Below are 25767 nucleotides of genomic sequence, written 5' to 3'. Positions count from 1 at the left end.
AATTTGTCGGATGGCGGCTGCGCCTTATTCGGTCTACGAAAGGCCAGGACGCAGCCACCTTCAGCTATTAATACTGATTAAACATTTCCTGAATCTGCTTAGGATCTTTGGTTTCGGTCAACGCCAACTGCAGCAGAACACGCGCTTTTTGCGGGTTCAGCGAGCCTGAAGCCACAAATCCGTATTTCGCATCATCCACTTCTGCATCCTGGGTAGTAGCACCAGTCGGTACACGGGATGAACGTACGACTACCGTACCTTTATGCGCGGCAGTTGCCAGCGTGTCAAAAATGGTTTTATACAGATTACCGTTACCTACACCCGCACTGACGATCCCGGCGTAACCGGCATCAACCAGCGCTTTTGCCGGCAGATCGGAAGCATTCGCATAGTTGTAAACAATCCCCACTTTCGGCAGCTCGGTCAGCTTAGAAACATCAAACGGAGTCGATGTGGTGTGCTTACGCGCAGGCGTACGCTGGTAGTCGATTTTACCGTTATGAATGTAACCCAACGGACCGTAGTTAACGGATTTGAAGGTCGCTACATCAGTGGTATTGGTTTTGGTCACATCACGACCATCCAGGACGGTGTCATTCATCACCACCAGTACGCCGCGGTTGGCAGAGGCTTTATCCGCTGCTGTTACCACTGCGTTATACAGGTTGAACGGGCCATCGGCGCTCATTGAGGTTGATGGACGCATTGCCCCCACCAGCACAACTGGCTTGTTGCACTTCACGGTCAGATCGAGGAAATACGCGGTTTCTTCCATGGTATCCGTACCATGAGTGACCACAAATCCGTCAGTCTTATCGCACTCAGTGTTGATCTTCTTCGCCAGTGTTAACCAGACGTCGTCATTCATATCCTGAGAGCCGATATTCACTACCTGCTCACCTTTCACTACCGCAATGTCTTTCAGCTGGGGCACTGCATCTACCAGGTTTTCTACACCAACTTTACCCGCCGTGTAGTTAGATTTTGTCGCGGAATCACCGCCACCAGCAATCGTCCCGCCAGTCGCTAAAATGGTGATATTGGGTAATGCCAGCGCTGCACCGCTGAACCCCATAACCAGTGCTGCCAGTGCCGTCTTTCTGAAAAACTCCATGTTATTTCTCCAGTTACGTGAATTTGCCGCATTATGTCCATCCCACAGATGAATAATGTGACGCAATCCAATTAACCAGATTTATATTTCCATGAAATTGTTATTCTTAGAGATGGATATCAAAAACGAAGATAAACACAAAATAAAACGGCACAGAAATGTTTCTATGCCGTTAAAAAGAGGTGAATATTATTTCAGAGTGCTAACCAGGGATTTACGGTTATCCTCCAGCATCACGACGCGTGCGCAAACATCTTTGCCAAACTGCTGGAAGTCTTGTTCCTGATTCTTCCACTCATTCTGAATTGACGTTTGCAAACCGCCCAGACTACCGAGCACGCCCTGCAGTGGATTACCACCGCCTTTGAGTACAGCTTTAGCGCCCATTTCGTTAATGCTATCCTGCAAAATACCGCCCATCGCCTGATTGACCAGCTGTTGGCCATCAGCTCGCACCTGATTGATTGCCTTATAATGGAAGGTCAGACCGTCTGTACGGTGCTCGATGATACGATTCATCTGCTCTTTTAATTGCGCATCAAGCTTGGTTAAGCGGCCGCGCATGTTGCTGCTTTCACCTACTTCTTTGGCGATGATTTTATCCAGCGCCACGCGTCCTTTTTCCACGCGCGCTCTGGCTCCCTCATCAATCCATGGCAGACTGCTTCGCAATGCCGCCTGATAATCTTTTGCCTGCTCACGCTGTGCAGCAGTCAGGGTGTACTGTTTGCCGTTGAAGGTGACGTTACCCGCCGGCGTGATAACCAGATCGCCGTTTTCGCCTTTCACCTGCACCGTTTGCGGGCTCAAAATCACATCGTCACGTGGGGTGACGCTGCACTGATAATCTGCATGTGCGGCCATCGCCGTGAACGTCAGGACCGCCGCCAGCAGCGTTTTGCGCATCATATCTATCCCTCAATACAAATCGGGCCGGCATTTGCCGACCCTGTGCTACTTAGTCCCACCAAACATCGAAAAGTTCGCTGGTGCGCACTTCTTCAAGTTTGTGCTCTTCCAGCCACTTACGGACAATCGCCTGATGCTCTTCAGTGCATTTGCCGATTTCCTGCAGGCAGATCAGACCTTCCCAGGCCAGATAGCCGCTGCCGTCAAAAGCCAGCTTGTTCGGCTCAATCACTTCATCAATAAAGTCATCAACGATTTTATCGACCTGCTCGCCCGATGTACCTTCCGGGAAACGCCATGCAACCGAAAATCCGACTTCCTGGAATTCGTCGATGTGCATTTTTTTACGCAGACGACGGCTACGGTTCTTTGCCATTATTTCACCCTCTCGAACATTAAGTCCCATACGCCGTGGCCAAGACGATGACCACGTTGTTCAAATTTGGTTACCGGGCGCGATTGTGGGCGCGGTACATAATCGTTACTCTCTGACTGATTTTTATATCCGTCAATGGAGGACATCACTTCAAGCATGTGCTCCGCGTAGGCTTCCCAGTCAGTTGCCATGTGGAACACACCGCCCAGCTTCAGCTTGCTTTTTACCAGCTCAGCAAAAGGTACCTGAACGATACGGCGTTTATTATGACGTGCTTTATGCCATGGGTCAGGGAAAAACAGCTGAACCATAGATAAAGAATTGTCAGGAATCATTTTATGCAGGACTTCAACGGCATCATGGCACATTACGCGCAGGTTCTCGACGCCCTCTTCATGGGCTGATGCCAGACACGCGCCGACCCCCGGAGAATGGACTTCAATGCCCAGGAAATTTTGTTCCGGACGCGCTTTCGCCATCGCCACCAGCGAAGCTCCCATACCAAAACCAATTTCAAGCGTCACTGGCGCATCGCGACCAAACAGCGTTGTGAAATCCACAGGCTCTTCGCTGAACTCAACGCCCATCACCGGCCAGTAGTTTTCCAGCGCGTGTTCCTGCCCTTTCGTCAGTCGCCCCTGGCGACGAACAAAACTACGAATCCGGCGCAAAGGGCGGCCGTTTTCATCAAATTCCGGTGAAATGACGTCGTTCTTCATAAAAGTTTAGTCTGCTGTGTTTGAGTTCCGAAAACGGGCATTATCCAAAGTTAGTTGCCGGATGCAAGTAAAGGAAGAAAGTCTGCCGCGGAAAGTTCCGGTTTACACCCCGTTGCCTCTGTGCTGCAATCTTGCCCCCGGCAATAATGAAACGGTAATCATGCTAGCGTCTCAATTTTCAGCTCAGGTGTTGAGCTGGTACGACAAATACGGGCGGAAAACGTTGCCCTGGCAAATTGACAAGACGCCTTACAAAGTATGGCTCTCAGAAGTCATGCTGCAGCAAACCCAGGTTGCGACCGTTATCCCTTATTATGAGCGTTTTATGGCGCGCTTCCCAACGGTTACGGATTTAGCCCATGCGCCGCTGGATGAAGTCTTGCATTTATGGACTGGCCTTGGCTATTACGCCCGTGCCCGAAATCTGCATAAAGCCGCGCAGCAGGTGGTCACTCTGCATGGTGGAATATTTCCACAGACCTTTGATGAAGTGGCTGCGTTGCCAGGCGTTGGACGTTCAACTGCGGGCGCGATCCTTTCGCTTTCTCTGGGTCAGCATTTTCCGATTCTCGACGGCAACGTCAAACGCGTGCTGGCTCGCTGTTATGCTGTCAGCGGCTGGCCAGGCAAGAAAGAGGTCGAGAAGAAACTGTGGGAACTGAGCGAGCAAGTCACACCCGCCCGCGGCGTTGAGCGTTTTAATCAGGCAATGATGGATTTAGGGGCAATGGTCTGCACGCGATCAAAGCCTAAGTGCTCCCTGTGCCCGTTAGAAAATGGCTGTGTGGCTACCGCCAATGCAAGCTGGGCACAGTACCCAGGTAAAAAGCCCAGGCAGACGTTACCAGAACGTACCGGCTATTTTTTGCTGATGCAGCAAGGCGATGACGTGTTGCTTGCACAGCGCCCGCCAAGCGGCTTATGGGGGGGGTTATACTGTTTTCCTCAGTTTGAAGATGAAGATGGGCTTCGTCAGTGGCTGGCGCAACGACAAATTAACGCAGATAATCTGACCCAACTTAATGCGTTTCGCCATACCTTTAGCCATTTCCATTTAGATATTGTGCCTATGTGGCTTCGCGTGTCCTCATTCACCGCATGCATGGATGAAGGCAACGCGCTCTGGTATAACTTAGCGCAACCGCCGTCAGTCGGCCTGGCGGCTCCCGTGGAGCGTTTGTTACAGCAATTACGCACCGGTACGCAGATTTAACGTATCGGTTGATAAAGAGGATTTTTTAATGAGCAGAACAATTTTTTGCACTTTCCTGCAACGCGAAGCAGAAGGTCAGGATTTTCAGCTGTACCCGGGCGAACTGGGAAAACGCATTTATAACGAGATTTCTAAAGAAGCGTGGGCGCAGTGGCAGCATAAACAAACCATGCTGATTAACGAGAAAAAACTCAATATGATGAACGTCGAGCACCGCAAACTGCTGGAGCAGGAAATGATCAACTTCCTGTTTGAAGGCAAAGATGTGCATATTGAAGGCTATACGCCGGAAGAAAAAAAATAAGCACCGATTGCTGACAATCTCGTAGGCCGGATACGGTGTACGCACCGACATCCGGCAAAACGACACAACAAACACAACACGCTCTCCCGGAATAATGAAAAAATTTCTCGCGCTTGCCGTTATTGCGCCGTTGCTCATCTCCTGTTCCAGTTCGACCAAAAAAGGCGATTCCTATAATGAAGCCTGGGTCAAGGATACCAACGGTTTTGATATTCTGATGGGGCAATTTGCCCATAACATTGAGAATCTGTGGGGATTTAAGGAAGTGCTGATTGCGGGTCCGAAGGACTACGTAAAGTATACCGATCAGTATCAAACCCGCAGCCATATCAACTTCGATGACGGTACCATCACCGTCGAGACCATAGCCGGGACAGATCCCGCCGGACACCTGCGTCGGGCGATCATCAAGACATTGCTGATGGGCGATGATCCGGGATCTATCGATCTCTATTCCGATGTCGATGACATCAAAATTTCCAAAGAACCGTTCCTCTACGGACAGGTGGTTGATAATACCGGCCAACCGATTCGCTGGGAGGGACGTGCCACAAACTTTGCCAACTACCTGCTACAAACACGACTGAAGAGCCGCAGCAACGGGCTGCGTATCATCTATAGCGTGACCATCAATTTGGTACCAAACCACCTTGATAAGCGTGCACATAAGTACGTTGGTCTGGTGCGTCAGGCATCACGGAAGTATGGTGTTGATGAGTCGCTGATTCTGGCAATCATGCAGACCGAATCCTCTTTTAACCCCTATGCGGTCAGCCATGCCGATGCGCTGGGACTCATGCAGGTAGTACAACATAGTGCCGGGAAAGATGTGTTCCGTTCTCAGGGGCGCTCAGGTACCCCAAGCCGCAGCTTTCTGTTCGACCCAGCCAGCAACATTGATACGGGTACGGCCTATCTGGCGATGCTCAACAACGTCTATCTGGGCGGTATTGATAATCCAACCTCGCGTCGCTATGCGGTCATCACCGCCTATAACGGCGGCGCGGGAAGCGTGCTGCGCGTTTTCTCTAACGATAAAATTCAGGCCGCGAATATTATCAATAGCATGTCACCTGGTGACGTTTACCAAACTCTGACCACGCGACATCCCTCTGCAGAATCACGTCGCTATCTTTACAAGGTCAATTCCGCACAGAAAACCTATCGACGTCGATAATCCCCTCCTCCTCTGCCAGTCGTTCCCACGGCAGAGGAGGTAAAAGTGTTAACTCCGTCACTATTTCGCTTTGCAATTAGAAATTGTTTGCAAATATTTGTCACAGCTAACAAAAAAAGAGTGTCTCTCATTGATAGAATCACATCATATTGCAACGGCAAATGTGCCTTTTAAAACATCCATCCGCATTACGGTGTGAGGAAATTAACATGAATCTTAAGCTGCAGCTGAAAGTTCTCTCGTTTCTGCAGTTCTGCCTGTGGGGGAGTTGGCTGACAACCCTCGGCTCCTATATGTTTGTCACCCTTAAATTCGACGGTGCATCCATCGGCGCAGTGTATAGCTCGCTGGGGATTGCCGCCGTGTTTATGCCGACCCTGTTAGGGATCGTGGCTGACAAATGGATCAGTGCAAAATGGGTTTATGCGCTTTGTCACCTGGTCGGTGCAGGAACGCTGTTCGCCGCTGCCGAGGTGACCACGCCTGGGGCAATGTTCTTTGTGATTTTGCTTAACTCGCTGGCCTATATGCCAACACTGGGGTTAATCAACACCATCTCTTACTATCGCTTGCAGTCTGCCGGGATGGACATTGTTACCGACTTCCCACCAATCCGTATCTGGGGCACCATCGGCTTTATTCTGGCCATGTGGGCAGTAAGCTTCTCTGGCTTTGAACTGAGCCATATGCAGCTTTATATCGGCGCAACATTATCCGTCGTATTGGTCCTGTTCACCCTGACGCTGCCACACATTCCGGTTGCCAATCAGCAGAAAAACCAGAGCTGGACATCAATGCTTGGCCTGGATGCTTTCGCGCTGTTTAAAAACAAGCGTATGGCCATTTTCTTCATCTTCTCAATGATGCTGGGCGCAGAATTGCAGATTACCAATATGTTCGGTAATACCTTCCTGCACAGCTTCGATAACAACCCGCTGTTCTCTGGTAGCTTTATCGTTGAGCACGCGTCGGTGATGATGTCGATTTCCCAGATCTCTGAAACCCTGTTTATCCTGACCATTCCGTTCTTCTTAAGCCGTTACGGTATCAAGAACGTTATGCTTATCAGTATTGTGGCGTGGATGCTGCGCTTCGGTCTGTTTGCCTACGGCGATCCGACTCCGTTCGGCACAGTGCTGCTGGTTCTGTCGATGATTGTTTACGGTTGTGCCTTCGACTTCTTCAACATCTCGGGTTCCGTGTTTGTAGAGAAAGAGGTACGTCCTGAAATCCGCGCCAGCGCACAGGGTATGTTCCTGATGATGACCAACGGTTTCGGTTGTATTCTGGGTGGTCTGGTGAGCGGTAAAGTGGTTGAGTACTACACGCTGAATGGTATCACTGACTGGCAGACGGTGTGGCTGATCTTCGCTGGCTATTCACTGGTTCTGGCCTTCGCTTTCGTGGCACTGTTTAAATATAAACACGTACGCGTTCCGGCTGGCACGCAGACTATCGCACATTAATCTTTAGGCCGGATAGCGACGCCTGGGCGTCTTATCCGGCCTACGTGTTTTCAGTTGTCAGGCCGGATAAGCGTTTAGAGCCATCCGGCTTTTATTTATTTCACGACATAGCCATACAGACGCTTAATACCGTCCGCATCAGTCTCACTGTAAACGCCCTGCAACTCCGGCGAAAAGCCCGGCAGCAGGTTCACGCCCTCTTCCAGCGCCAGAAAATAACGTTGTACCGCCCCGCCCCATACTTCACCCGGCACCACGCACAGCACACCAGGAGGATAAGGCAACGCTCCCTCAGCGGCTATACGGCCTTCCGCATCGCAAATGCGAACCAGTTCAACATCACCGCGAATGAAGGCGCTGTTAGCATCCTGCGGGTTCATCGCCACGACCGGCAGGCTCGCCTGACGGAACATGGCCTTTTGCAGATCCTTCACATCAAAGCTGACGTAGAGTGAATGCATCTCCTGACAAAGTTCACGCAACGTGTAGTCCCGATAGCGTACCGGATACTTATTGAAGATTGTCGGCAACACGTCAGCCAGCGGCGTGTCATCTTCAATATGCTGTTCAAACTGCGCCAACATAGCCACCAGTTGTGCCATTTTTTCAGCACTTTCTGCCGGAGTGAGCAGGAACAGAATCGAGTTCAGATCGCACTTCTCCGGTACGATGCCATTTTCACGCAGGTAATGCGCCAGAATCGTTGCCGGGATGCCGAACGCCGTGTATTTCCCGGTTTGTGCATCAATGCCCGGTGTGGTCAGTAACAATTTGCACGGATCGACAAAATACTGGTCGCATGCGTAGCCGTCAAAACCATGCCATTTAGCGCCTGGTTCAAAGCTAAAGAAGCGACGCTCGCTGGCGATGGTCTCCGTCGGATAGGTTTCCCACGCTTTGCCATCGACCACAGGTGGAACGAACGGTTGGATCATTTTACAGCGGGCAATAATGGCTTTTCGCGCCTCGATCCCCAACGTGACACATTCCGCCCATAACCGACGTCCACTTTCACCTTGATGGATTTTGGCATTCACATCTAACGCAGCAAACAGCGGATAAAACGGGCTGGTGGAAGCATGCAGCATAAACGCATTGTTCAGGCGCTTATGCGGGCAGAAACGCGCCTGACCACGAATATGGTTATCTTTTTTGTGGATCTGCGAGGTTTGCGAGAACCCGGCCTGCTGTTTATGCACCGACTGGGTGACAAAGATCCCCGGATCGTTAGCATTCAGCTCCAGCAGCAGCGGCGATCCATCTGCCATCATCGGGATAAATTGCTCATACCCAACCCACGCGGAATCAAACAGGATGTAATCGCACAAGTGACCAATCTTATCAATTACCTGTCGGGCGTTGTAGATTGTCCCGTCATAGGTTCCAAGCTGGATAATCGCCAGGCGGAACGGCCGCGTCTGGTCAGCCTTATGCGGTGCAACATCGCGGATTTGTTGGCGCAGATAGTCTTCGTTAAAGCAGTGTTCATCAATGCCGCCAATAAAGCCAAACGGATTTCGCGCCGCCTCAAGGTAGATCGGTGTCGCTCCCGCCTGAATCAATGCGCCATGGTGATTCGACTTATGGTTGTTGCGGTCAAACAGTACCAGATCGCCACGCGTCAGCAGCGCATTGGTCACTACTTTATTTGCTGCAGATGTACCGTTCAGAACAAAGTAGGTTTTATCGGCGTGGAAGACTTTAGCCGCAAACTTTTGTGCATGCTTTGCCGACCCTTCATGGATCAGCAGATCGCCGAGCTTAACGTCAGCATTGCACATGTCAGCCCGAAACAGGTTCTCGCCAAAGAATTCATAGAAATGCCGCCCGGCAGGATGCTTCTTAAAAAACTCACCATGCTGATGGCCCGGACAGGCAAAGGTACTGTTACCCATTTCGACATATTGCGTCAGCGTGTCATAGAATGGCGGCAGCAGATCGTCCTCATAGCGACAGGCGGCGGATTCCAGCTCCAGCCAGTCCTGTGCATGACCGTTTATGACCGCTTCAACACCAGCAGGCGCTTCCATACTTTCGTCGGAGAAGATAAACACCGGTAAATGAAAGCCTGTGCGTTTAAGCAAAGCCAGGATCCCGCTGCGGCTGTCTGCAACGGTAATGACGACTGCCGCAACATCAGTAAAATCGGTACTGTCCAGTGATACCACCTGACGATGGGTAGACAGACGAGAGACCAGTTCACCACTGGCGGCAATTTTCATTGATTTCATAAGCGCAAAACCCGTTTCGGGAAAGTCAAAAACCCCGGACAAAGCCACACGGCTTTGCCCCACGAAATGACAGGTCAAACTGGTTACCAGCCCCGACCGCCAGACATCAGTAAAAGCAGATAGCCTCTGATTTTACTGTTATCCTGCAGTGAGCGTGCGCTGCCGTCACCGCATGGTGGGAAAATGAAGAGAGATCGCAGGAAAGGGCAAACGTCGCGCAAAAAGGCGATGTTGAAGGCGATGTAGGGGGAATAATAACATCCCAGGCAGCCCCATTCAGACAGGAGAAAATTCGCGCAATCATGGCACCTTTCCCCCTCGTGCGCAAGATTAAATCCTATGCATATCGCGCACAGATAAGCAGGCATTCCTCATGACAATAGCGTCATAATAATGCAATCTGAAAACATAAATATACATTACAAATTGCCTTCTTCATCAATATGATAACGGGTATACAGGAGCTTATGTGGTAATCGGACCTTTTATGAATGCCAGCGCTGTTTTACTGGGCGGCGTTCTCGGCACACTGCTCAGCCAGCATTTACCAGAACGTATACGAGTCTCAATGACCTCTATTTTCGGACTGGCGTCGTTGGGCATTGGGATTTTACTGGTCATCAAGTGCGCCAATTTACCGGTTATGGTACTGGCTACGCTGGTCGGGGCTCTGATTGGCGAGATTTGCCATCTGGAAAAATGGATCAACACAGCAGTCGCCAAAGCGCAGCAGCTTTTCAGCAGGTCGGATGCCAACGCCACACATGAGTCGTTTATCCAAAGCTATGTGGCCATCATCGTACTGTTTTGCGCCAGCGGTACCGGGATATTCGGAGCGATGCATGAAGGAATGACCGGCGATCCGAATATTTTAATCGCCAAATCGTTTCTTGATTTCTTCACCGCTATCATCTTCGCCTGTTCGCTAGGTATCGCGGTCTCCGCCATTTGTGTACCGATGCTGGCAATCCAGTTGACGCTCGCCACCTGCGCGGCTCTGATTTTACCGCTGACAACCCCAGCCATGATGGCCGATTTCAGTGCGGTAGGCGGACTGCTGTTGCTGGCGACAGGTCTACGTATTTGTGGAATCAAAATGTTTGCGGTGGTGAATATGCTCCCCGCGCTGCTACTGGCAATGCCGCTTTCCGCAGCATGGACGGCATTTTTTGCCTGAGAATGCGTGCAATACCAGCAATGTGGTGATAGATTGTGCAGTCTGCATTGATTTGAAGAAATTTCGTTGACGAAACGAGGTGAATCGGGTTTAATGCGCCTCGTTGCCCGGATAGCTCAGTCGGTAGAGCAGGGGATTGAAAATCCCCGTGTCCTTGGTTCGATTCCGAGTCCGGGCACCACTATTTAAAGAAACCAGCCTACGGGCTGGTTTTTTGCTTTCTGGGGTTCCGGTAGATTTCTGGTCGTCTTAGCCACAGTTACCGCCACTCGGCCTCTTCCATCCAGCCTGAGCATCTCCCTTTAGCGACGCCCTACCCTTCCGGTCACTGTGCCAACCCCTGCTAATCTTCACGCTGCCAATAAACACTATTTCCAGCCGGTATACCTGCTGGTGAATTGATCACACCAAGGCAGCATCCGGTCTTTGTCCGGTCAGAAGAAAAAAGCAGCATCGCTTCACTTCGGATGTGTGCAAAACACTACCGCGCCGGTAGGCTTGCTCACCCCCTCACAATCCCGGAAAGGATTCCCGGCCTTGCTCACGGTTCTCAATAAAATCAGTTATCAGCCCTCCGTCAACCAACTTTTCCCAGCCACTGCTACGCCTCCAGTAAGTGAAGTAAAGGCGGCGTTAATATCCCTGCTGAGCAGCAATTTAGGTCTGGCATAGCGTCAATGAAGGTTCGTTCCGTGCCAGGAGCGGACCTTGACAGAGATCTCTTTTCGCATGGTTGGCCGTTAGATATATAAGATAACCGGGACGGCTCATATTGCATAAAAAGGCGAAACTATAACATTTCGCCGTATTGTATAGTTCGACTGGGATTGCTATCTGAGTAATTATTTACCCCTTAATTACCAAGACTAGTTCGGATCTCTAAGATACAAGTGTCACCGAAGGAAGTTAGTTAGCGCTCTAAAGCAATCCTGTTAATGCTTCAGGCATGTGTCCAGCCTCATCTTCTTGAAGAAGCCTAATGATATCAGCTATAGCTGATATTCGTGCATCGGCAGCGAGAGATTTAAGATGTGCCTGGAGTTTAGTTTCGGGTTTAACTAGGACACGATGCCTACCAAGAAACAGATAAGGCTTTTTATCTTCCACATCAAAATTTCGCCAATAAATAGTGCCGGCCCATTTCCCTCCAATGTTGGGAATGATATCAGCGGCCATCTCCGCATAGTTAACTCTTTCTAAGTTGACAGCGAGAAAACAAAGCTCATGTGGCAATGAGGTGACATGGGTGTATGAAGTGTTGTCATTGTCAAATAAAAGGGAGAAGTTTCGGTCTGGTTGCGTGATGTATAGTGGGATATTTTCTGATAAGTGTTGCTGCTGTTTTTTTACCCAAGCATAGGTAAATTCAAGTACTTCTGGAGATTCAATAGGAAAATACTGTCTCCCTTTAGAATTGAACTGTCCACGCTGTGCTTGCAAGCACCAGACAATGCCCTTCAATGCAGATAACTGATCTAGGTTTACATATTTTGTATTGGCTTTTGCTTGGTTAAAGCTCTGATCCTGAGTAATAGGAATTAGTCCTATGCAAATCAGATCTGGATAGTTAGACTTGGCGGAAGCTAGTTCCATTTCAGTGAATTGGTCGTATACGCTCCCGCCTCCGGATGCAGCCTCTCTCTGCAAGCGGTTAATCGCCTCTGGATAATAAGAGTTTGTTTTTTTAAGAAATTCCCGATAGCCATCATGAATAATATTTCTAGCATGTTCAATAAAATTCGTAACAGCTTCATTTTTGTTCAACTGCCCTCTATCTATTGAAAATTCAAAGCCTCGAGGTGTAGTGGTATTTAATTTATAGATACCGATCCTTTCCAAATCTATGCATAACGGTGTAATTCGTAATGGTACCGAGAACCCACACACTGCGGACTGACTCGCATGAAAATCCTCTTTCACACTAAACATTGGACTACCAGGCTCCGCCATGAATGTTATAGATTCGCCGTCTTCTCTGTATGCAAAACCATAGGAAACAAACACATCGGCTGAGTTTGCGGAGTAATCAAAAATCCTTATTCCAAGCTGTTTAGCTTTAAGTCGCCTCACACCAAACAGCGCAACTTCGTCTATGCGAGGAATATTACTATCAATCCTTTCTTCTGTTTCGTCTAGAACTATAGTCAAAGGAATCATTGAGCAAAGAAGAAATTTTTTTAGTTCAGTAAAAACTTCATCAATAACTACGTTAGATTTTAGGTTTAATTTTATAGTCGTTCCACAGGCTCTTTCAGTGGGTGAGAAAACCGTGAAATCCTTTAGTTCAGTTAGCTGAACATCAAACTCAAAGCCTTGAGCATTCGCAGCCTTGGTTGGTAAGCCCCTGTAGCTTTCAAATGCAGTTGTGGTTACTTTAGCCACATCAGCAATAGTAAATACTGACCAAAAACCAATGCCAAAGCGAGCAATCGGAGCATAGTCACTTTCTATATACGATGGTTCGCGGGATCTACTACTTCCAACAGTTAGAAAGTTATTAAGAACAGTTCGCTCAGACATACCACATCCATTATCGCTAACAGTTACAGTATGCTGTTCCCTATCAAAAACTATGCGTACCTCCGGTTGATACTTATCTGCAGGCGCAGAGTGATGGCTTCTATAGCGACATGCCTCAACTGCGTTTTGTACTAACTCACGTAATGCGATACCTTGGTGGGTTCGCCAAACTGCATTGGAAGCGATCAAGTCGATCACACTACGCTTATTGAGCCTTACTCCCAAGCGTTGGAAGTTTCCTCTATTAAATGATAAGTCGCGCTGGAAAGGCTCTCCCCTTACCTTCAGCTTTCTATATTTGGAACGGTGATCTATATCACTGTATCCCTGAATCCACTCTTCCATCTGATCAAAGGTACGATGAGCGAGGGCGAGAATATTGGCATCCTGAAATGCGCCGCTGACAATAATGCGGCCGTCATCGGTTACTGCTAGACTGTCACCAGTACAAACATGTTTCATGTTTTCGGCATAAGAAATACGTGCGGCAGAGGTTTTATCCATTCCAATTTTATCGAATACACCATCGAGCACTCGCGTATCACTGAATTCTATAGCATCTGCAACACAAACAATTACAGCCAATTGAGCTAGATCGCTTTCTTTTTGACCAGTCGCAAACGGACGCTGCAACTCTCTTTCTAGTTGAGTTATAGAATAGTTATGAGCTTTCATAAGCAAGTCTAGTGCAGCAACTAAATTGCGGGGAATGCCAAATCTTTCAGCATTTTCTTCGATGTATTCTCCCCCCCTGCTGGAATGATTTATCCTCAGATAACTTTGAAGGTTCTCGTTCGTTTTCCAGGTTGGTGTGTCGCACAGACCAAGTTTTATTTTAAGAGATTGTTCTTCACCCGGAAATACAGCCATGCCCAAGTCGTGCGCATACGCAGCGGCAATCAATAAAAAAACTTCCTGCGCAGTCAATGATTCTGGTTTTGAACGATCGAAACACGAAGGCAATAAGCATTGCGCCATTCTTTTAACAACTTGATAACCGTGATGTGCATCATGCCGCGTATAATAAGGAAAGTAAGTTTCAATCGTTGCCATTAATGGTGCAATTTCGAGGACAAATTTCGAGATTCGTTCTGAGTATTCTTGATCAAGCGATACTAGATATTTGTACAGTGTTGTTTCATGTAGTTCTACTAGTGGATCTCTAATCTGCATAACTTTTTCGCCTCCATGAGTTTTTTCATCTGTCGTTATCGTGAACCGCTAGGGCAAACATACCAGCTTAACCAAGAATTATTTTCCGGGCTGGGTAGCGGTCCACATCAATCATCCGCAGCCCAACGGCTAAACAATGGCAGTATAATAACCCGACTGATCAATTTTGATACATGCTATAGGTGAAAATGTGTCAGCGGTACTGTACGGTACAAGCGTAAGCGAGGGGGCTCAATGTGAGTGCCTATTTTTGACAAATAGCCTTATTGATTTGAAGGTCTTTTGTTGACAGATTACTGAATATTAATAGGGACAGTAAGGTGCCTTCAGCTTCGTTAGCTTATTCGCTCCGAGCCAAGCGCTGACATTGTTACCGATGTAGCGTGTTAATATGTCGGAAGCATAGCCGAAATCACTCAACCCATAAGACTTCACCTGAAACTGCAAAAAATACTATCTTTGTCACGCTCACCGATTTTTGTCAGACTAACACTGTTCATAATGTAAGCAAGAGCCAACCAGAAAGACTTATCAGCATCAACAGGGAAGTTTTCCCCCGCCACTGCCCCGCAATTCCTCCGCAGTTTTCCCGCCAGAGAGATCGACACATCCCTTGCATACCAACGTTTTGATCCAAATCTCCCGTTTTCCCGCTTAATTTTTATAGTGCGTAGATAAATGATTACTCCTGAGTGAATTTATATATTTTGTATCGTTACGTGCATTTATAAAATTTAACAAACTCATCTTAAATAAGAACCATAACTAAACCATCAAAAAGGATAACTCTGACAGGAAATGCTTTCACAATATATCTTAATAAATTCTATAACTCATCGTAAATTATTTATGTTATGGACTCCTGTAAACGTGGAAACTTAGCGAGATTGATATTTTTTGCAGTCACATTAATCATTAACACTCATCTCAATTCGTTAGGGTTATTGAGATTAATCATAGCAGCATGATATTTAACAACTGATTTCACATACATATTCACTTATATATTATTCATATGGATCATTTGTTATCAGTATCTTTCAGTTAATCGAATACCAATCTCTTTCATTCAATTCTACCCCAGCGTCATTTTCACGGGGAATCGGGGGATGATCAGTTAAACCGTTATGGCGCAACGCTTTTTCACCTCCCGTTTTCGGGAATTTCACCGGGAAAACTGCGGGGAAGACCAGAGACAGACCGGAGAATGTCGATTCTTCTTTCCCCTCACCTCATGAACAGCAATGCCAGTTCATAGCCATGCTGTCTTTTCTGCCACGGTTCGCATAACACACTGAGGCACGGGACTCTTCCCTCCCTGCCTCACTTTCTGACCTCACTAACGTATTAATCACCCCTGCATAAGGAGACTTCTGCATGTCCACTCCACGCCGTTTTAAGTTCACTCACCGCCTCATTGATGGTCTGCCTCCTAATGAATCCGATGCCCCTTCCCGTGAAGCCGAGTATAGCGATACCGAAATCAGCGGGCTCAAATGTCTGGTAGGCAAAGGCGAAGGTAAAAAGAAATTTCTCTTACGCTATCTCTGGCAGGGCCGCAAGCGCGCCATCAGTATTGGTCACTGGCCAGAGATTGATGTCACGACCGCCCGAAAGATTGCCACTGAAATGAAACGCCAGATAGCCACCGGCACTGACCCGCGTTACGAGCGTGACAAATGCCGGGCCATTCCTACCCTTCAGGAAGCCTTCAGTCAGTATTATTTCCCGTGGGCGAGGCTGCATAAAAAGAGCTGGAATAAGGATGAGCAGCGCTTTCGCGACCATATAGCCCCAGTGATGGGAAATCTGCTGCTTAATGAAATCACGCCCCGTCACGTTACCCATCTTCAGTCATCACTCTGCGAAACCTGTCAGCCCGCCACCAATAACCGGGTGATTGCTCTGCTGAAGGCCCTCCTCAGATGGTCACTGCGTCATGAGATGGTGACGGTGAACCCGGCGGCAAACATCCCACTTCTGCGTGAAAATAACGCCCGCCAGCGTTATTTCTCGGAAACGGAAATCCGGCGCATATTCGAGGCCGCCAGTGAAGACAACAGCCGTGTAGTCGGGATTTATATTCGTTTACTACTGCTGACCGGATTGCGGCGTGACGAGCTGAGGCTGGCAAAATGGGTACATTACAACAAGCAACAGGGAACGCTGTGGCTACCGGAAACCAAGAACGGCTCAGGGCGACTGGTTCATCTCAACAACTGGGCGGTAAAGCTAATTGATGAGCTGCCCCGCTTCGGCGGCAATGTATGGATGTTTGGCGGCAAAATTCCGGGCAAACCGGTCTGCAATGTCACTAAAGCCTTTAGGCGCATTATCCGACGGGCAGGCATCTACGATGAGGAGGTCTGTATTCACACATGCCGCCATTCAGTCGCAGCATTAATCGTTTCACGTGGAGGCACCTTATATGACGTCCAGGCCCAACTCGGACACCGCAGCATTCAGTCATCACAGCGTTATGCTCATCTGCATCCGCAGCGGCTGAAAGCGACCGGCCAGTTGATAGAGCAACATATTGGTAATGCACTGGCATTTTCCGGGCCATCTGATTAATCAACAGACATGAGAAAGGCCGCCTGTGCTGGCGGCCTGTGGAATCAATGACTAAGAATTCAGAAACTGGCTTTGGCAAATTCAGCGGATAAGCAGTACCCGGTCACGTTCACTTTTTGTATGGTCCGGCGTGTCGTCAGGCGATCGCCTTCCGGGCGTGTCAGATAACCTTCTTCGTCAATTAAGCGGGCCAGTTTTTTCGCAGACAAGCCCCAGTTCATGCCAAGTTTCTCAAGTGTGTCCGGCAGTATTAAATAGCTCCCGTCATTTAGAATATACCCGGCAGTATCGGTTTTACGGGACGCAAAACAGGGCATTTTCGCATCAAAAAATTTTGACCGGCTCACTGCAATGAAGTTCTGAACGGTAATCAGGACGTTCTGCTTACGGCCCGCATCAGAACGATAGTTCTGCAACCAGCGGTTAAAAGCTACATAAACAACATCAGCGATCTCTTCTTTTTCCCATGGCAGGATTTGCCACTCTGATGCCAGAGCGCCCGCAAGATAAAGGATTGCAAAACGCTGGAGAGCTCTGCACTCAACAGAATTAAGGGTGATCAGGCCTGCATGTAAACGTCGTTTCATCTCATCAAGCATGACATCCAGGTCTGCTTTCAGAAAATCAGAGGTCGCTTTCCAGTCAAAATACTTACCCTCTTCATCGGCAAAGCCCGTCAGACAACGAATGAATTCATAACCAGCACGACCATGGCAGGTCAGCAGGCTGGTTTTTATCTCACCAATGCGCTGTCGGGCAGCATCAATATCTTCATTCACGCCACGGGAATCCTCTGCCGTGACAGGAATAGACAAGGCGCGATGCAACATGCCGTCCATCACAGGAGACTTTTCCTGCCGAATTCTGTCTACAATGGTTAACTCGCCGGTCGAAAGCACGTTCTGCACCCACGTTGATTGTCGGGCCATCCCCAGAGTCTCGCCGTCCATTCTTGACTTCGTTGCACCGGAAACAATGTCATATAGCGTTTCAGCAAAAAATTTGCCAGTGAATGAACCCAACTCATCCAAGCACAATGTGGTTCCGTTATTCATTACCATCAGCAATTCCAGTCCGTTTGACGTGCTGTTCCAGCGCTGAATTTGGGTCGGGCTACCGCTTCCGGGTTCAGCAGCAAGGCCATTCACACTGGCTCCAGCCTGGATCGCAGCAGTTTTGCCCGTAGAACTGTCACCACACAGATGGAAAATTGCACCACTTTCGCCCAGTAAAGGAAGGAGGGATGAACTCAGCCCCACCAGAATCGACAATTTGGGTGCCATACCACATACCTTCTGAGCAATCTGTTCCTGCCATTGCTTAAGCGAACCCGAGACAGCAATGGCATCATTAATCGCCATATCCTCATTCGGGATCACATCCTGTATCCCCTCTCGTTCAGCAACAAAAATGGGATATGGACCAAACTGGAACACCAGCTCCTCAGGCTGAAAACCCGGTCTTATAGCCACGCGGAAGAGTGGCAAATTCAGCTCACAGGACTTTTCCAGGAACATCAGAAATAGTTTGCTGTCCTGGACAAAGACGCCCTTCCCGGCAAGCTGACTGATGACAGAATCAGCATTTTTTTTAGCCTTTTTCAGGCTAATAGTTATGTCAGCTTCAGCACCGCTATGATTCGTGCATTTCAGAATAATTTGCCAGTTACCGTTGCGGGTGCGGTTACAGGCTTTCGCCACAGGTTTGAGCGATTGGCTGGACACAATTTTTTTCTTATCGTCATCTTCATGACAAAAATAAACGGTACCATTCTCTTCAATAAAACCTTCCGGTAACATGTATTCTGCTGCTTTGCTGTTCACGTTTGACATAATATATTCCTTATCAGGTTTGATTTTAGGTTGTGGAACGCCCTTCCCTTAACAGGAAATAAAAAATTCATATTTACTAATTCTAAATATACTACTGCGACGAACAGCCTTTCATCATCAGGGCCATCGCCTTTTCAACATCTTCATTTTGCTGACCACTAAAGAATGCGACGTACCGCTCAGTCGTTTTAATATTCCGATGCCCCAGAAATACCTTGACGGCATATATATTTTTAGTCGCTGCCAACATAGCTGAGCCAGCTGTATATCTAAGCTCATGCAACAGGCATTTACGAATACCTGCCTTCTCACAGAGTTTTGCCATTAACCTGCGTGGCTCACTGACCATTCCCCCATTGATTGAGCGAAAGATTAAACCTGCCGCCCCATATTTATTCTGCTGCATACGTAAAATTTCCTTAGCTTCGCGGCAAAGTGGCACCAGCCTGGAGTCTCCAGATTTACTGTCTCTCAAGAAAAGCGTATTATTTTTAAAATTCACATCTTCAAGCAATCCAGCCCGTGCTTCCCCCAGACGCATTCCAGTAAAAGCCAGAAGCATAATAAGACTCAGCGTGTCGCGTGGCTCTGCAACTACTTCCTCCTTAAGGACTCGAATTAATAAAGAAAACTCTTCTGGTTCAAGTGTTTTTCGAAAGGATGCAGGCTCTTTATAAGTCCGCATTCCGGCCACAGGAGATTTATCCATGTAGCAATGTTCAACCGCGAAAGAACATATAGCCTTAACCAAATTTAAGTGTCTATTTTTGGTTGAATTCTTAAGGTTTGTCAGACCATTTAAATAGCTTTGAATCTGTAGCCGCGTAATATCTTCAATCTCTGTGTCACCTAACTGTGGCACAATATAATTAGAGATTTTAGAACTATCCGTATGGCTGGATTTTTTATACCCTCTGGTGTGCTGAAGGTATATATGGCAGAGTTCAGCCAGGGTCACTTCTGTCAGCCACGTCAGTGTAATTTGATTGCTTCACATTTTATCTCCATTTAGGGTCCATTCTTCACCGGGCTGTTCTACCCGGTAACCGTTCAACGAGGAAAACTGTAGACAAATCTGTCGGGCTTTAACAGGGGGTCGTTACAATACGAAAAATTATCTATATGATAAAAAAGGAAAAATTTCAACCCGTAGAATTAATACAAGGATATGCCTCTGCATTTCTGCTCAACATACCCTGGAAAAGGCCCCTGTCAGGGCTTTGAAATGGACGTTACATCTCAGCAATGTTCAGACTGGCACGAGCAGTTACTTCATATATCTGAAGTCGAAAAAGCGTTTTACCTCTCTCTTATTCTTCATGTTGATGACGTTTTTTTCATAAAGATCTGAATGCTTATACAGCATATCCATCAGGCCAACCTTCTCCCATTTTTTGACTTTGTATGCTTCAACCATAGCAATGATTTTACTTTCAAATCTTGACGGGTGAGTATCAATCCATTCGGCGTAGGCACTCATTCTCTCAATGATCTCCGTCATGCCTGAAGATCCTTTTTTCTCTGCTGACATATTAAGCAGAGTGCAATACATGATAACTTTAATCATTAACTCTTTTTGCAAACGAATGATTCGCGAAAATGGAATGTCAAAGTCATCTTCAATCAGATACTGAAGAGGACTGGAAAGCTCATACTTACGGGTATCAACGTTATTCATTGCCTCGCTAGCCGAAATCTGTTTGAGCATTAGTTTAAAAAAAACATATGCAAAGACCATATCGAATGCAATTTTTCGCTCACTAAACCTGACAGGTTCATCATACTCAGACGCTGTGTAGTTCATGGCAATATAGGAAGAGTCATCAATGCTCTCGCGAAGAAGGTATTTCAGGAAGTAAAAACCCTTCAAACTCTTTTCTTCAGAAGAGAATTCATCCATCAACTTTTTAATGCTACTTTCAAAGTGATTTGATAATTGCGTCAATAAATCATCATTCAGAAGACTCACTGAATTAAAAGATTCTGAGCGAAGCAATGAAAAGTACTGTTTGTTATCCATACATGCATTATTAAAAAAAGATAATGAATCCATATGTAAATAGCATCCAAAATCAATGATATCGGGTGGTAAATGCTCGCCAAATTGGCTGATAATATCATCAACCATTTCTATCATATCAGTAACATATCGCCCATATGATGCTTCAACCGGAGCACTGCTTGAGTCATAAAGTCTTGAGTAACTTCCCAGAAGGCTTCTGTTATAATTGCTCCCATAATGTTTTTCTGACATTTTTGAGTCAACATCAAATGAGTTCATGAATCTCATAACAGTACGTATACATTTTTCATCAGTAAATACCCTAAGCACTGAATCCCGTTTCTTGATTTTCTTTAATGAGGATATGCTTTCCTGAGCATGTAATACTCTCCATAGATTTTTCAGTGTCACCCCTTCAAAAAGCTGTATATCTCTATCACAACCCATCCATTCAAGAACGTTTTTAACCGTTATATTCTTACTCATTCATGCCCTACCGAAATAAAAATATTGTCAGATATATATTATTCTGGTGCCCATTAATTTATCAGGACACTACCATGCACATTATACAGTCTCCGGCAGATGCTTTCTGCCTGCCCGTGTCACCGGTTCAGCAATTGCAGCTGGTTAACGAACTCACCGAATGCACCGACAACAGCCTCACTGCGGCAACGGCGCTGTGGGAGGAAACTCAAACCCAGCTTTTGTATCTGCTCCCCGATGAGGAGGAGCACCTTCCTGAACAACTGACCACCTATCTGCACCATTTGGCCTGCAATGCCGAATACGTCATCCGTCTGGATGCTTCGCTGTTTCTTGCCCTGACCATTCTCAGTGATTCAGGGCAGGGCTTTTATCTGCTGTTCCCGTCGACAGCGACCTTTACAGGTGCCGCTGAACTTATCGCTGTGGCCCAACCTTCAGGATATTAACCGATGAAAAAGACCAAATCCGCACCAGCCTCTAATGCTGAAACTCAGAATGACCTCTGCGTTCTTACCGGCGAGGCCGAGAAGATTAATCCGCATTCCACTGGCCTGCTGCACTGGGAGATGACTGAAAATCTGGACGGGGAACGGGGATTGCGCATTATTGCCAACGACAGTGGCGGTCTGTTTTCCCGGGAATGGATTGCCCTGAGTGCTATATCTGGCGTTCTGAAAGCTCATGAAACCGGTGATTTCACCTCCACTGCTCTGCGACCACTGTATACCAGCACCAGCCGTAACAATGCAGGTTTCCTCGCCGCCATTCTTCGCTGCGCTGATATCTGTCTCGCCGAAGAGGGTTCAGGCGGGGCATTCAGCCATCGCTGTTACCCGGACTGGGAAAAGCGGCTGGAAAAACTGCTGACCTTCTCCCCTTCTGCCTGACCCCCTTTTATCCCCCTTGCCCTTACCCAACCCCCTCATGACCTTTGCACTGCCGAAGGCAACCCAATTTATATTGCTATAAAGGAGATTATCTGTGACCCCTTGTTCACCCACACTGCATCAGCCCACGCTTGACCTTCCCCTGAGTGGCGAGTTTATCGCACTGATAACCACACACCTCGCGCCACTGCCTGACACTTGTCAGGGTGCCGTGCTGAACTTTCGTGACCCGGAGTACAGCGCTGAAAACGGTGGCTGGCATCCGGTAGAAATCCGCCTCATCCGCAGCGAGCAGCCTGAAATATGGCAGCTGGATTACCTCACCGACTTTAGCTGGCAGGGTCGGGTCTGGGCCGAGCTGGCAAAGGAATTCGATATCAGCTGGTCTCAACGCTATGCCTGGCACTGCCTAATCGGGGAGTTGCCGCTAAACCATGAGCTGAGCGAGTTCTGGACGCTCTGGCAGGGCAATTTTGTGGCGTACTGCGCGATGGATGTATTCACCGTCACCGTTTCCCCGGACTAATAAGGAGGCTTTATGCTGTTCACGCTCATTTCCCGGCTGGTGATATACCGGCCTCTGTTCAGTCTGGCGGAAAGCTTCACCGACAATGTTATTCGTGACACGGTGGATGAACCGGCAAGAGGCGGCATCGTCTGGTGCGAACTGGCAGGTGGCTATGTTACCCACAGCGGTATCTACACCGGCAACAACCGGATTGTGCATCTGTCCGGTGATGGTGAAGTGCTTTGCAGCGACCGCAAAGGGTTTATGGCCAGACTGAATGGCCTGAACCCAGCCATGTCGGTCTATACCGATTGTCAGGGACGCTTGCCCGTGGGAAATATTGCCGCAGCCGGTCGGGCATTACGGGCGCTGGGCTCCAGACGTCAGTATCACCTGCTGAAGGAGAACTGCCACCGCTTCACAGCGGAGTGCCTGACCGGAAGACCGGATAACGCCGTGGTCCTGCATCGCCAGCTGAAACGGCTACAACGCGGCAATACCTGGCGCGTATGGGAGGACTAATGGCCCGCGCTGAAAAACTTGCCGAACGCCTCTGCCACTGCGTCATTTTGCTCTGTCAGGGAAAGACGCTTTCTGTCCGCGTACTCACTCAACTATTCGGGATTTCACCCCGCACGGCCCGCCGTGACCTTGCCCGCATGGGCTGCATCATGGAGCCCACATCACCGGGTTGCTGGCGACTCTCTGCACCACTTCGACGTGCCTTCATCCATCGCTGAAAATTCTTTCCCCTGTGGTCATAACCTGTCCAGCCCACCCGATATGCTCATTCGGCGGTATCCCGCATGGCTTGTTAATTAAGGAAAAACATCATGAACAAGATTTTTACTGCACTGCTTATCTCGCTCATACCGCTCGCCAGCGCTCATGCCGGGCTGGTTCAGGTTGAAAACCGGGTGAGCTGTTATCTGGCGCTAAAAGGTAATGAAACCCTGATGGAGTCCAGCGGACGTGACATCGCCTTTACCAAAAGCTGGCTGCACAACGAGCTGGCCCGCCACGGTGTTGACCAGGAGTCCATTAATGAAAACACTGATGCTCTGGAAAATGAACTGCCCCGGGCTTATCAGCAGGCTGCTTTCGCGGATAAGTGCGTCAGCTATTACAGCAAACCCGCCAACCGCAAAGGCGATGAATAATCATCAGCCTGACGCTATCAATAACTGAATTCAAACCTCTTCATTTTTCACAGGTTAATGTAATGAAAAACATCATTCTCACCGCATTCATTCTGGCAGCATCTGCTTCAGTATCCGCCGCTCAAATCTCACTGGAAACAGCGGGCCGTTGCTATGAGGCCACCCGTCAGTCAACGCAAATGGCCATGCTGCTGGACCCGGATGCAAAGGAATACAAAAATATTGGCGACAACAACAAGGAGCTGTTTGGCACGCTTTCCGGCGGCGTGGGCGAAAAGGACTCGAAGAAAATACGCGATGCGTGGAAAGCCATTCTGGATAATGCAGGCATGGAAGGAAAAATGGCAAAATCAGACGGGTATCGTGCAATGAATATGTATCCGCACGATGTCATTATGCAGGAAGCTAACAAGTGTGTCCGGCTGGCGCTAAAAAGTGGCATAGTCAAGTTGTGATAGTCAATCAATAACATAAGGGAGAGCGCTGTGCTCTCCCTTATCAATGATTCGCTGGTGTGGTTTATTTTTTGCCCGGTGGCGTGATTTCGCCATACTTCACCTTCAGCCGGACGATTTCGCACTCATACCAGGTGATAATGACCTTCAGCAGCGCATTCACTTTCTCCAGGTCACGAGGAGCAGAATATCCCACCATTCCTTTATTCATAGGGCTGAAGCGTTCCTTACGGGAAAGCGTCATTGCCGCCAGTTGTTCATCAATGCCGTGCATCAGCAGGTGGCTGTCGTCCCCCGCCTGAAATCGCTCACAGATAAATTCGGCATGTTTAAGTAAAACCTCTGGCTGAACGGGGAAAGGACTGTCCAGCCAGTCTTTCAGCTCGGCATTTTGCGCATTATCATGCGCCCCCAGCAACCCGCTCAGTAAGTCCACTGCGAGCGCCTCAAAAGCGTTTTCCGCATCATTATCGTCGTATAAAGTCGTTTCGTTATTCATCTGATGTTTCTCCATTCATTTCATCATATCGAGTGAGCGCACTGCGCATGTCGTCAATAATCTGATTGCGGATGGACGCTGGCTTAATGACTTCCACCTCAGGCAACCAGTATTTGATTAGAGGAATAATCTGCCGGGGATGCACCACACGGGAAATAACGAGCAAATCACCGGTTGGTGTTGTATGGATAATTTCCTGACCGGGATAAAGGTTGCGGCGAGAGAAATAGGATGCCGCACGGGCTGAGACAGCGATCAGTACTTCGGTGAGTTCATCGCCATACCAGATACTTTCCGCAAGTTCCACCTGCTGAATGACAACGGGATCAGGGCTGAATCGCATATTGCTGACCTGCACATGCGTTATCGTGGAAACTGCAAAACTCTTCAACGTTCCTTCGTGCCGGGCGGCCAGATACCAGAGCCCTCTGTCATTCACGACACGATAAGGTTCAGTGGCCGAAAACATCTTGTTTTTATAAGTAAACGCAATCTTCTGGGATGCCTGAATCGCCCCAGAAATGGCATTCAGGGTGGACATGAAAGCACCACAATTCTCATAGGGGCGTTGCTTGATCAGGAAGGGATTATTTTCGGTATCCCCCAGGAGGACGTTCAGCAGGCGATCTTCCCAGCGTGGGAACAACCCTTCGATACCGAGTATGCGGGTAAAACGGCGCAAATCCGTGTTGCTGCGTTTCCCCAGAATCCCTTTAGGCAGGCGGTACTGCTTTCCTTGTCGGAGCAGGTTCAGGTAAGCAAGACGCTCGGTCAGATCACGCCGTATTGTTTTTTCACAAACGTTAAATTCGTCAGCAAGCCCCCTGACGGTCAGTGACTCACCATTGTTGAGGCGCGTCAGTATCAATCCAAGTCGGTATCCAAGTTTGTCGTGTCGATCCATTCAGGCATCCGGGTTGCTGAAGCAGGAATGGATTATCAGCAGAGCAGCGGACAGGATGAGTCCGTGCATAACAAATAT

Annotated in this window: 24 protein-coding genes and 1 tRNA gene; 14 read left to right on the top strand and 11 right to left on the bottom strand. The window is 48.3% G+C overall.

Annotated features, from left to right (window positions below):
• Positions 1–67 precede the first annotated feature (67 nt).
• From ansB to trmB, 4 genes are all read right to left on the bottom strand, one after another.
• Positions 68–1114, bottom strand: a complete 1047-nt coding sequence (gene ansB, locus ACLJXE_RS18300) for an L-asparaginase 2 (protein ID WP_286629519.1) — start codon at positions 1112–1114, stop codon at positions 68–70.
• A 189-nt stretch (positions 1115–1303) separates the two neighbouring features.
• The gene (locus ACLJXE_RS18295; RefSeq protein ID WP_410751623.1) at positions 1304–2023 is read right to left on the bottom strand and encodes a DUF2884 domain-containing protein; all 720 of its coding nucleotides are present in this window, start codon (positions 2021–2023) and stop codon (positions 1304–1306) included.
• Between the two features lie 49 nt (positions 2024–2072).
• Complete coding sequence (locus ACLJXE_RS18290) at positions 2073–2399, bottom strand: YggL family protein (RefSeq protein ID WP_260861586.1); 327 nt, start codon at positions 2397–2399, stop codon at positions 2073–2075.
• Entirely contained in the window at positions 2399–3118 is a 720-nt protein-coding gene (trmB, locus tag ACLJXE_RS18285; RefSeq protein WP_286629517.1) for a tRNA (guanosine(46)-N7)-methyltransferase TrmB, read from the bottom strand. Before trmB ends, ACLJXE_RS18290 begins: the two co-directional genes overlap by 1 nt.
• Positions 3119–3278: 160 nt before the next feature.
• Between trmB and mutY the strand changes: the two genes are divergently transcribed.
• The 4 genes from mutY (at position 3279) to ACLJXE_RS18265 (ending at position 7278) form a co-directional block, all read left to right on the top strand.
• Positions 3279–4331, top strand: coding sequence for an A/G-specific adenine glycosylase (gene mutY / locus ACLJXE_RS18280; protein ID WP_410751622.1), 1053 nt, complete (start codon positions 3279–3281; stop codon positions 4329–4331).
• A gap of 28 nt (positions 4332–4359) precedes the next feature.
• The gene (locus ACLJXE_RS18275; protein ID WP_012135077.1) at positions 4360–4635 is read left to right on the top strand and encodes an oxidative damage protection protein; all 276 of its coding nucleotides are present in this window, start codon (positions 4360–4362) and stop codon (positions 4633–4635) included.
• A gap of 94 nt (positions 4636–4729) precedes the next feature.
• Positions 4730–5812, top strand: coding sequence for a membrane-bound lytic murein transglycosylase MltC (mltC, locus tag ACLJXE_RS18270; RefSeq protein WP_410751621.1), 1083 nt, complete (start codon positions 4730–4732; stop codon positions 5810–5812).
• Positions 5813–6021: 209 nt separating this feature from the next.
• A complete protein-coding gene (locus tag ACLJXE_RS18265) occupies positions 6022–7278 on the top strand; it encodes a nucleoside permease (protein WP_410751620.1) in 1257 nt (418 codons plus the stop codon).
• 95 nt (positions 7279–7373) lie between these two features.
• On the opposite strand, the gene ACLJXE_RS18260 is transcribed toward ACLJXE_RS18265, so the two are convergent.
• Positions 7374–9509: an ornithine decarboxylase gene (locus tag ACLJXE_RS18260; RefSeq protein WP_410751619.1), complete on the bottom strand. Its 2136-nt coding sequence runs from the start codon at positions 9507–9509 to the stop codon at positions 7374–7376.
• Positions 9510–9978: 469 nt separating this feature from the next.
• Here ACLJXE_RS18260 and ACLJXE_RS18255 point away from each other — a divergent pair, with 469 nt between their 5' ends.
• Together ACLJXE_RS18255 and ACLJXE_RS18250 are read left to right on the top strand one after the other, a co-directional pair.
• Entirely contained in the window at positions 9979–10686 is a 708-nt protein-coding gene (locus tag ACLJXE_RS18255; RefSeq protein WP_410751618.1) for a DUF554 domain-containing protein, read from the top strand.
• Positions 10687–10791: 105 nt separating this feature from the next.
• Positions 10792–10867 (top strand) — tRNA-Phe (locus ACLJXE_RS18250).
• Positions 10868–11604: 737 nt separating this feature from the next.
• Here the strand turns inward: ACLJXE_RS18250 and ACLJXE_RS18245 are convergent.
• Complete coding sequence (locus ACLJXE_RS18245; RefSeq protein WP_410751617.1) at positions 11605–14379, bottom strand: ATP-binding protein; 2775 nt, start codon at positions 14377–14379, stop codon at positions 11605–11607.
• 1377 nt (positions 14380–15756) lie between these two features.
• Between ACLJXE_RS18245 and ACLJXE_RS18240 the strand changes: the two genes are divergently transcribed.
• Positions 15757–16953 (top strand): tyrosine-type recombinase/integrase, encoded by a 1197-nt coding sequence (locus ACLJXE_RS18240; protein WP_410751616.1) that lies wholly within the window; start codon positions 15757–15759, stop codon positions 16951–16953.
• A 59-nt stretch (positions 16954–17012) separates the two neighbouring features.
• Here ACLJXE_RS18240 and ACLJXE_RS18235 read toward each other — a convergent pair whose 3' ends face one another.
• From ACLJXE_RS18235 to ACLJXE_RS18225, 3 genes are all read right to left on the bottom strand, one after another.
• Positions 17013–18785, bottom strand: coding sequence for a DUF927 domain-containing protein (locus tag ACLJXE_RS18235; protein ID WP_410751615.1), 1773 nt, complete (start codon positions 18783–18785; stop codon positions 17013–17015).
• A gap of 91 nt (positions 18786–18876) precedes the next feature.
• The gene (locus ACLJXE_RS18230; protein ID WP_410751614.1) at positions 18877–19743 is read right to left on the bottom strand and encodes a tyrosine-type recombinase/integrase; all 867 of its coding nucleotides are present in this window, start codon (positions 19741–19743) and stop codon (positions 18877–18879) included.
• A 309-nt stretch (positions 19744–20052) separates the two neighbouring features.
• Complete coding sequence (locus ACLJXE_RS18225) at positions 20053–21273, bottom strand: hypothetical protein (protein WP_410751613.1); 1221 nt, start codon at positions 21271–21273, stop codon at positions 20053–20055.
• Between the two features lie 74 nt (positions 21274–21347).
• Between ACLJXE_RS18225 and ACLJXE_RS18220 the strand changes: the two genes are divergently transcribed.
• From ACLJXE_RS18220 to ACLJXE_RS18190, 7 genes are all read left to right on the top strand, one after another.
• Positions 21348–21722 carry a hypothetical protein gene (locus ACLJXE_RS18220; RefSeq protein WP_410751612.1) on the top strand — a complete coding sequence of 125 codons (375 nt, stop codon included), beginning with the start codon at positions 21348–21350 and terminating at the stop codon, positions 21720–21722.
• Between the two features lie 3 nt (positions 21723–21725).
• Positions 21726–22163, top strand: a complete 438-nt coding sequence (locus ACLJXE_RS18215) for a hypothetical protein (protein ID WP_410751611.1) — start codon at positions 21726–21728, stop codon at positions 22161–22163.
• A 94-nt stretch (positions 22164–22257) separates the two neighbouring features.
• On the top strand, positions 22258–22689 hold the full coding sequence (locus tag ACLJXE_RS18210; protein ID WP_249358922.1) for a DUF2787 family protein: 432 nt from the start codon (positions 22258–22260) through the stop codon (positions 22687–22689).
• 12 nt (positions 22690–22701) lie between these two features.
• Complete coding sequence (locus ACLJXE_RS18205) at positions 22702–23193, top strand: lecithin retinol acyltransferase family protein (RefSeq protein WP_072016559.1); 492 nt, start codon at positions 22702–22704, stop codon at positions 23191–23193.
• Positions 23181–23411: a DeoR family transcriptional regulator gene (locus ACLJXE_RS18200; RefSeq protein ID WP_077871180.1), complete on the top strand. Its 231-nt coding sequence runs from the start codon at positions 23181–23183 to the stop codon at positions 23409–23411. The genes ACLJXE_RS18205 and ACLJXE_RS18200 overlap by 13 nt, the downstream gene beginning before the upstream one ends.
• A 93-nt stretch (positions 23412–23504) precedes the next feature.
• Positions 23505–23831 (top strand): hypothetical protein, encoded by a 327-nt coding sequence (locus tag ACLJXE_RS18195; RefSeq protein WP_100777936.1) that lies wholly within the window; start codon positions 23505–23507, stop codon positions 23829–23831.
• A 62-nt stretch (positions 23832–23893) separates the two neighbouring features.
• A complete protein-coding gene (locus ACLJXE_RS18190; RefSeq protein ID WP_100777937.1) occupies positions 23894–24286 on the top strand; it encodes a hypothetical protein in 393 nt (130 codons plus the stop codon).
• A gap of 64 nt (positions 24287–24350) precedes the next feature.
• Here ACLJXE_RS18190 and ACLJXE_RS18185 read toward each other — a convergent pair whose 3' ends face one another.
• Positions 24351–24785, bottom strand: a complete 435-nt coding sequence (locus ACLJXE_RS18185; protein ID WP_023568223.1) for a hypothetical protein — start codon at positions 24783–24785, stop codon at positions 24351–24353.
• Complete coding sequence (locus ACLJXE_RS18180; protein ID WP_181632391.1) at positions 24778–25689, bottom strand: helix-turn-helix transcriptional regulator; 912 nt, start codon at positions 25687–25689, stop codon at positions 24778–24780. Before ACLJXE_RS18180 ends, ACLJXE_RS18185 begins: the two co-directional genes overlap by 8 nt.
• Positions 25690–25767: the final 78 nt, after the last annotated feature.

The organism is Citrobacter sp. U14242, from assembly GCF_046555775.1.
Classification (GTDB): domain Bacteria; phylum Pseudomonadota; class Gammaproteobacteria; order Enterobacterales; family Enterobacteriaceae; genus Citrobacter.
This window is presented reverse-complemented; position numbering and strand designations above follow the sequence as displayed.

What these genes read in the sequence shown, in the direction of transcription:
- ACLJXE_RS18200 (WP_077871180.1), top strand. Translation starts at nt 23,181, where the DNA reads ATGGGAGGACTAATGGCCCGCGCTGAAAAACTTGCCGAACGCCTCTGC.
- ACLJXE_RS18235 (WP_410751615.1), bottom strand. Translation starts at nt 18,785, where the DNA reads ATGTCAAACGTGAACAGCAAAGCAGCAGAATACATGTTACCGGAAGGT.
- ACLJXE_RS18245 (WP_410751617.1), bottom strand. Translation starts at nt 14,379, where the DNA reads ATGCAGATTAGAGATCCACTAGTAGAACTACATGAAACAACACTGTAC.
- ACLJXE_RS18240 (WP_410751616.1), top strand. Translation starts at nt 15,757, where the DNA reads ATGTCCACTCCACGCCGTTTTAAGTTCACTCACCGCCTCATTGATGGT.
- ACLJXE_RS18225 (WP_410751613.1), bottom strand. Translation starts at nt 21,273, where the DNA reads ATGAGTAAGAATATAACGGTTAAAAACGTTCTTGAATGGATGGGTTGT.
- trmB (WP_286629517.1), bottom strand. Translation starts at nt 3,118, where the DNA reads ATGAAGAACGACGTCATTTCACCGGAATTTGATGAAAACGGCCGCCCT.
- ACLJXE_RS18185 (WP_023568223.1), bottom strand. Translation starts at nt 24,785, where the DNA reads ATGAATAACGAAACGACTTTATACGACGATAATGATGCGGAAAACGCT.
- ACLJXE_RS18260 (WP_410751619.1), bottom strand. Translation starts at nt 9,509, where the DNA reads ATGAAATCAATGAAAATTGCCGCCAGTGGTGAACTGGTCTCTCGTCTG.
- ACLJXE_RS18205 (WP_072016559.1), top strand. Translation starts at nt 22,702, where the DNA reads ATGCTGTTCACGCTCATTTCCCGGCTGGTGATATACCGGCCTCTGTTC.
- ACLJXE_RS18180 (WP_181632391.1), bottom strand. Translation starts at nt 25,689, where the DNA reads ATGGATCGACACGACAAACTTGGATACCGACTTGGATTGATACTGACG.
- ACLJXE_RS18220 (WP_410751612.1), top strand. Translation starts at nt 21,348, where the DNA reads ATGCACATTATACAGTCTCCGGCAGATGCTTTCTGCCTGCCCGTGTCA.
- ACLJXE_RS18295 (WP_410751623.1), bottom strand. Translation starts at nt 2,023, where the DNA reads ATGATGCGCAAAACGCTGCTGGCGGCGGTCCTGACGTTCACGGCGATG.
- ACLJXE_RS18215 (WP_410751611.1), top strand. Translation starts at nt 21,726, where the DNA reads ATGAAAAAGACCAAATCCGCACCAGCCTCTAATGCTGAAACTCAGAAT.
- ACLJXE_RS18195 (WP_100777936.1), top strand. Translation starts at nt 23,505, where the DNA reads ATGAACAAGATTTTTACTGCACTGCTTATCTCGCTCATACCGCTCGCC.
- mutY (WP_410751622.1), top strand. Translation starts at nt 3,279, where the DNA reads ATGCTAGCGTCTCAATTTTCAGCTCAGGTGTTGAGCTGGTACGACAAA.
- ACLJXE_RS18275 (WP_012135077.1), top strand. Translation starts at nt 4,360, where the DNA reads ATGAGCAGAACAATTTTTTGCACTTTCCTGCAACGCGAAGCAGAAGGT.
- ACLJXE_RS18265 (WP_410751620.1), top strand. Translation starts at nt 6,022, where the DNA reads ATGAATCTTAAGCTGCAGCTGAAAGTTCTCTCGTTTCTGCAGTTCTGC.
- mltC (WP_410751621.1), top strand. Translation starts at nt 4,730, where the DNA reads ATGAAAAAATTTCTCGCGCTTGCCGTTATTGCGCCGTTGCTCATCTCC.
- ACLJXE_RS18190 (WP_100777937.1), top strand. Translation starts at nt 23,894, where the DNA reads ATGAAAAACATCATTCTCACCGCATTCATTCTGGCAGCATCTGCTTCA.
- ansB (WP_286629519.1), bottom strand. Translation starts at nt 1,114, where the DNA reads ATGGAGTTTTTCAGAAAGACGGCACTGGCAGCACTGGTTATGGGGTTC.
- ACLJXE_RS18290 (WP_260861586.1), bottom strand. Translation starts at nt 2,399, where the DNA reads ATGGCAAAGAACCGTAGCCGTCGTCTGCGTAAAAAAATGCACATCGAC.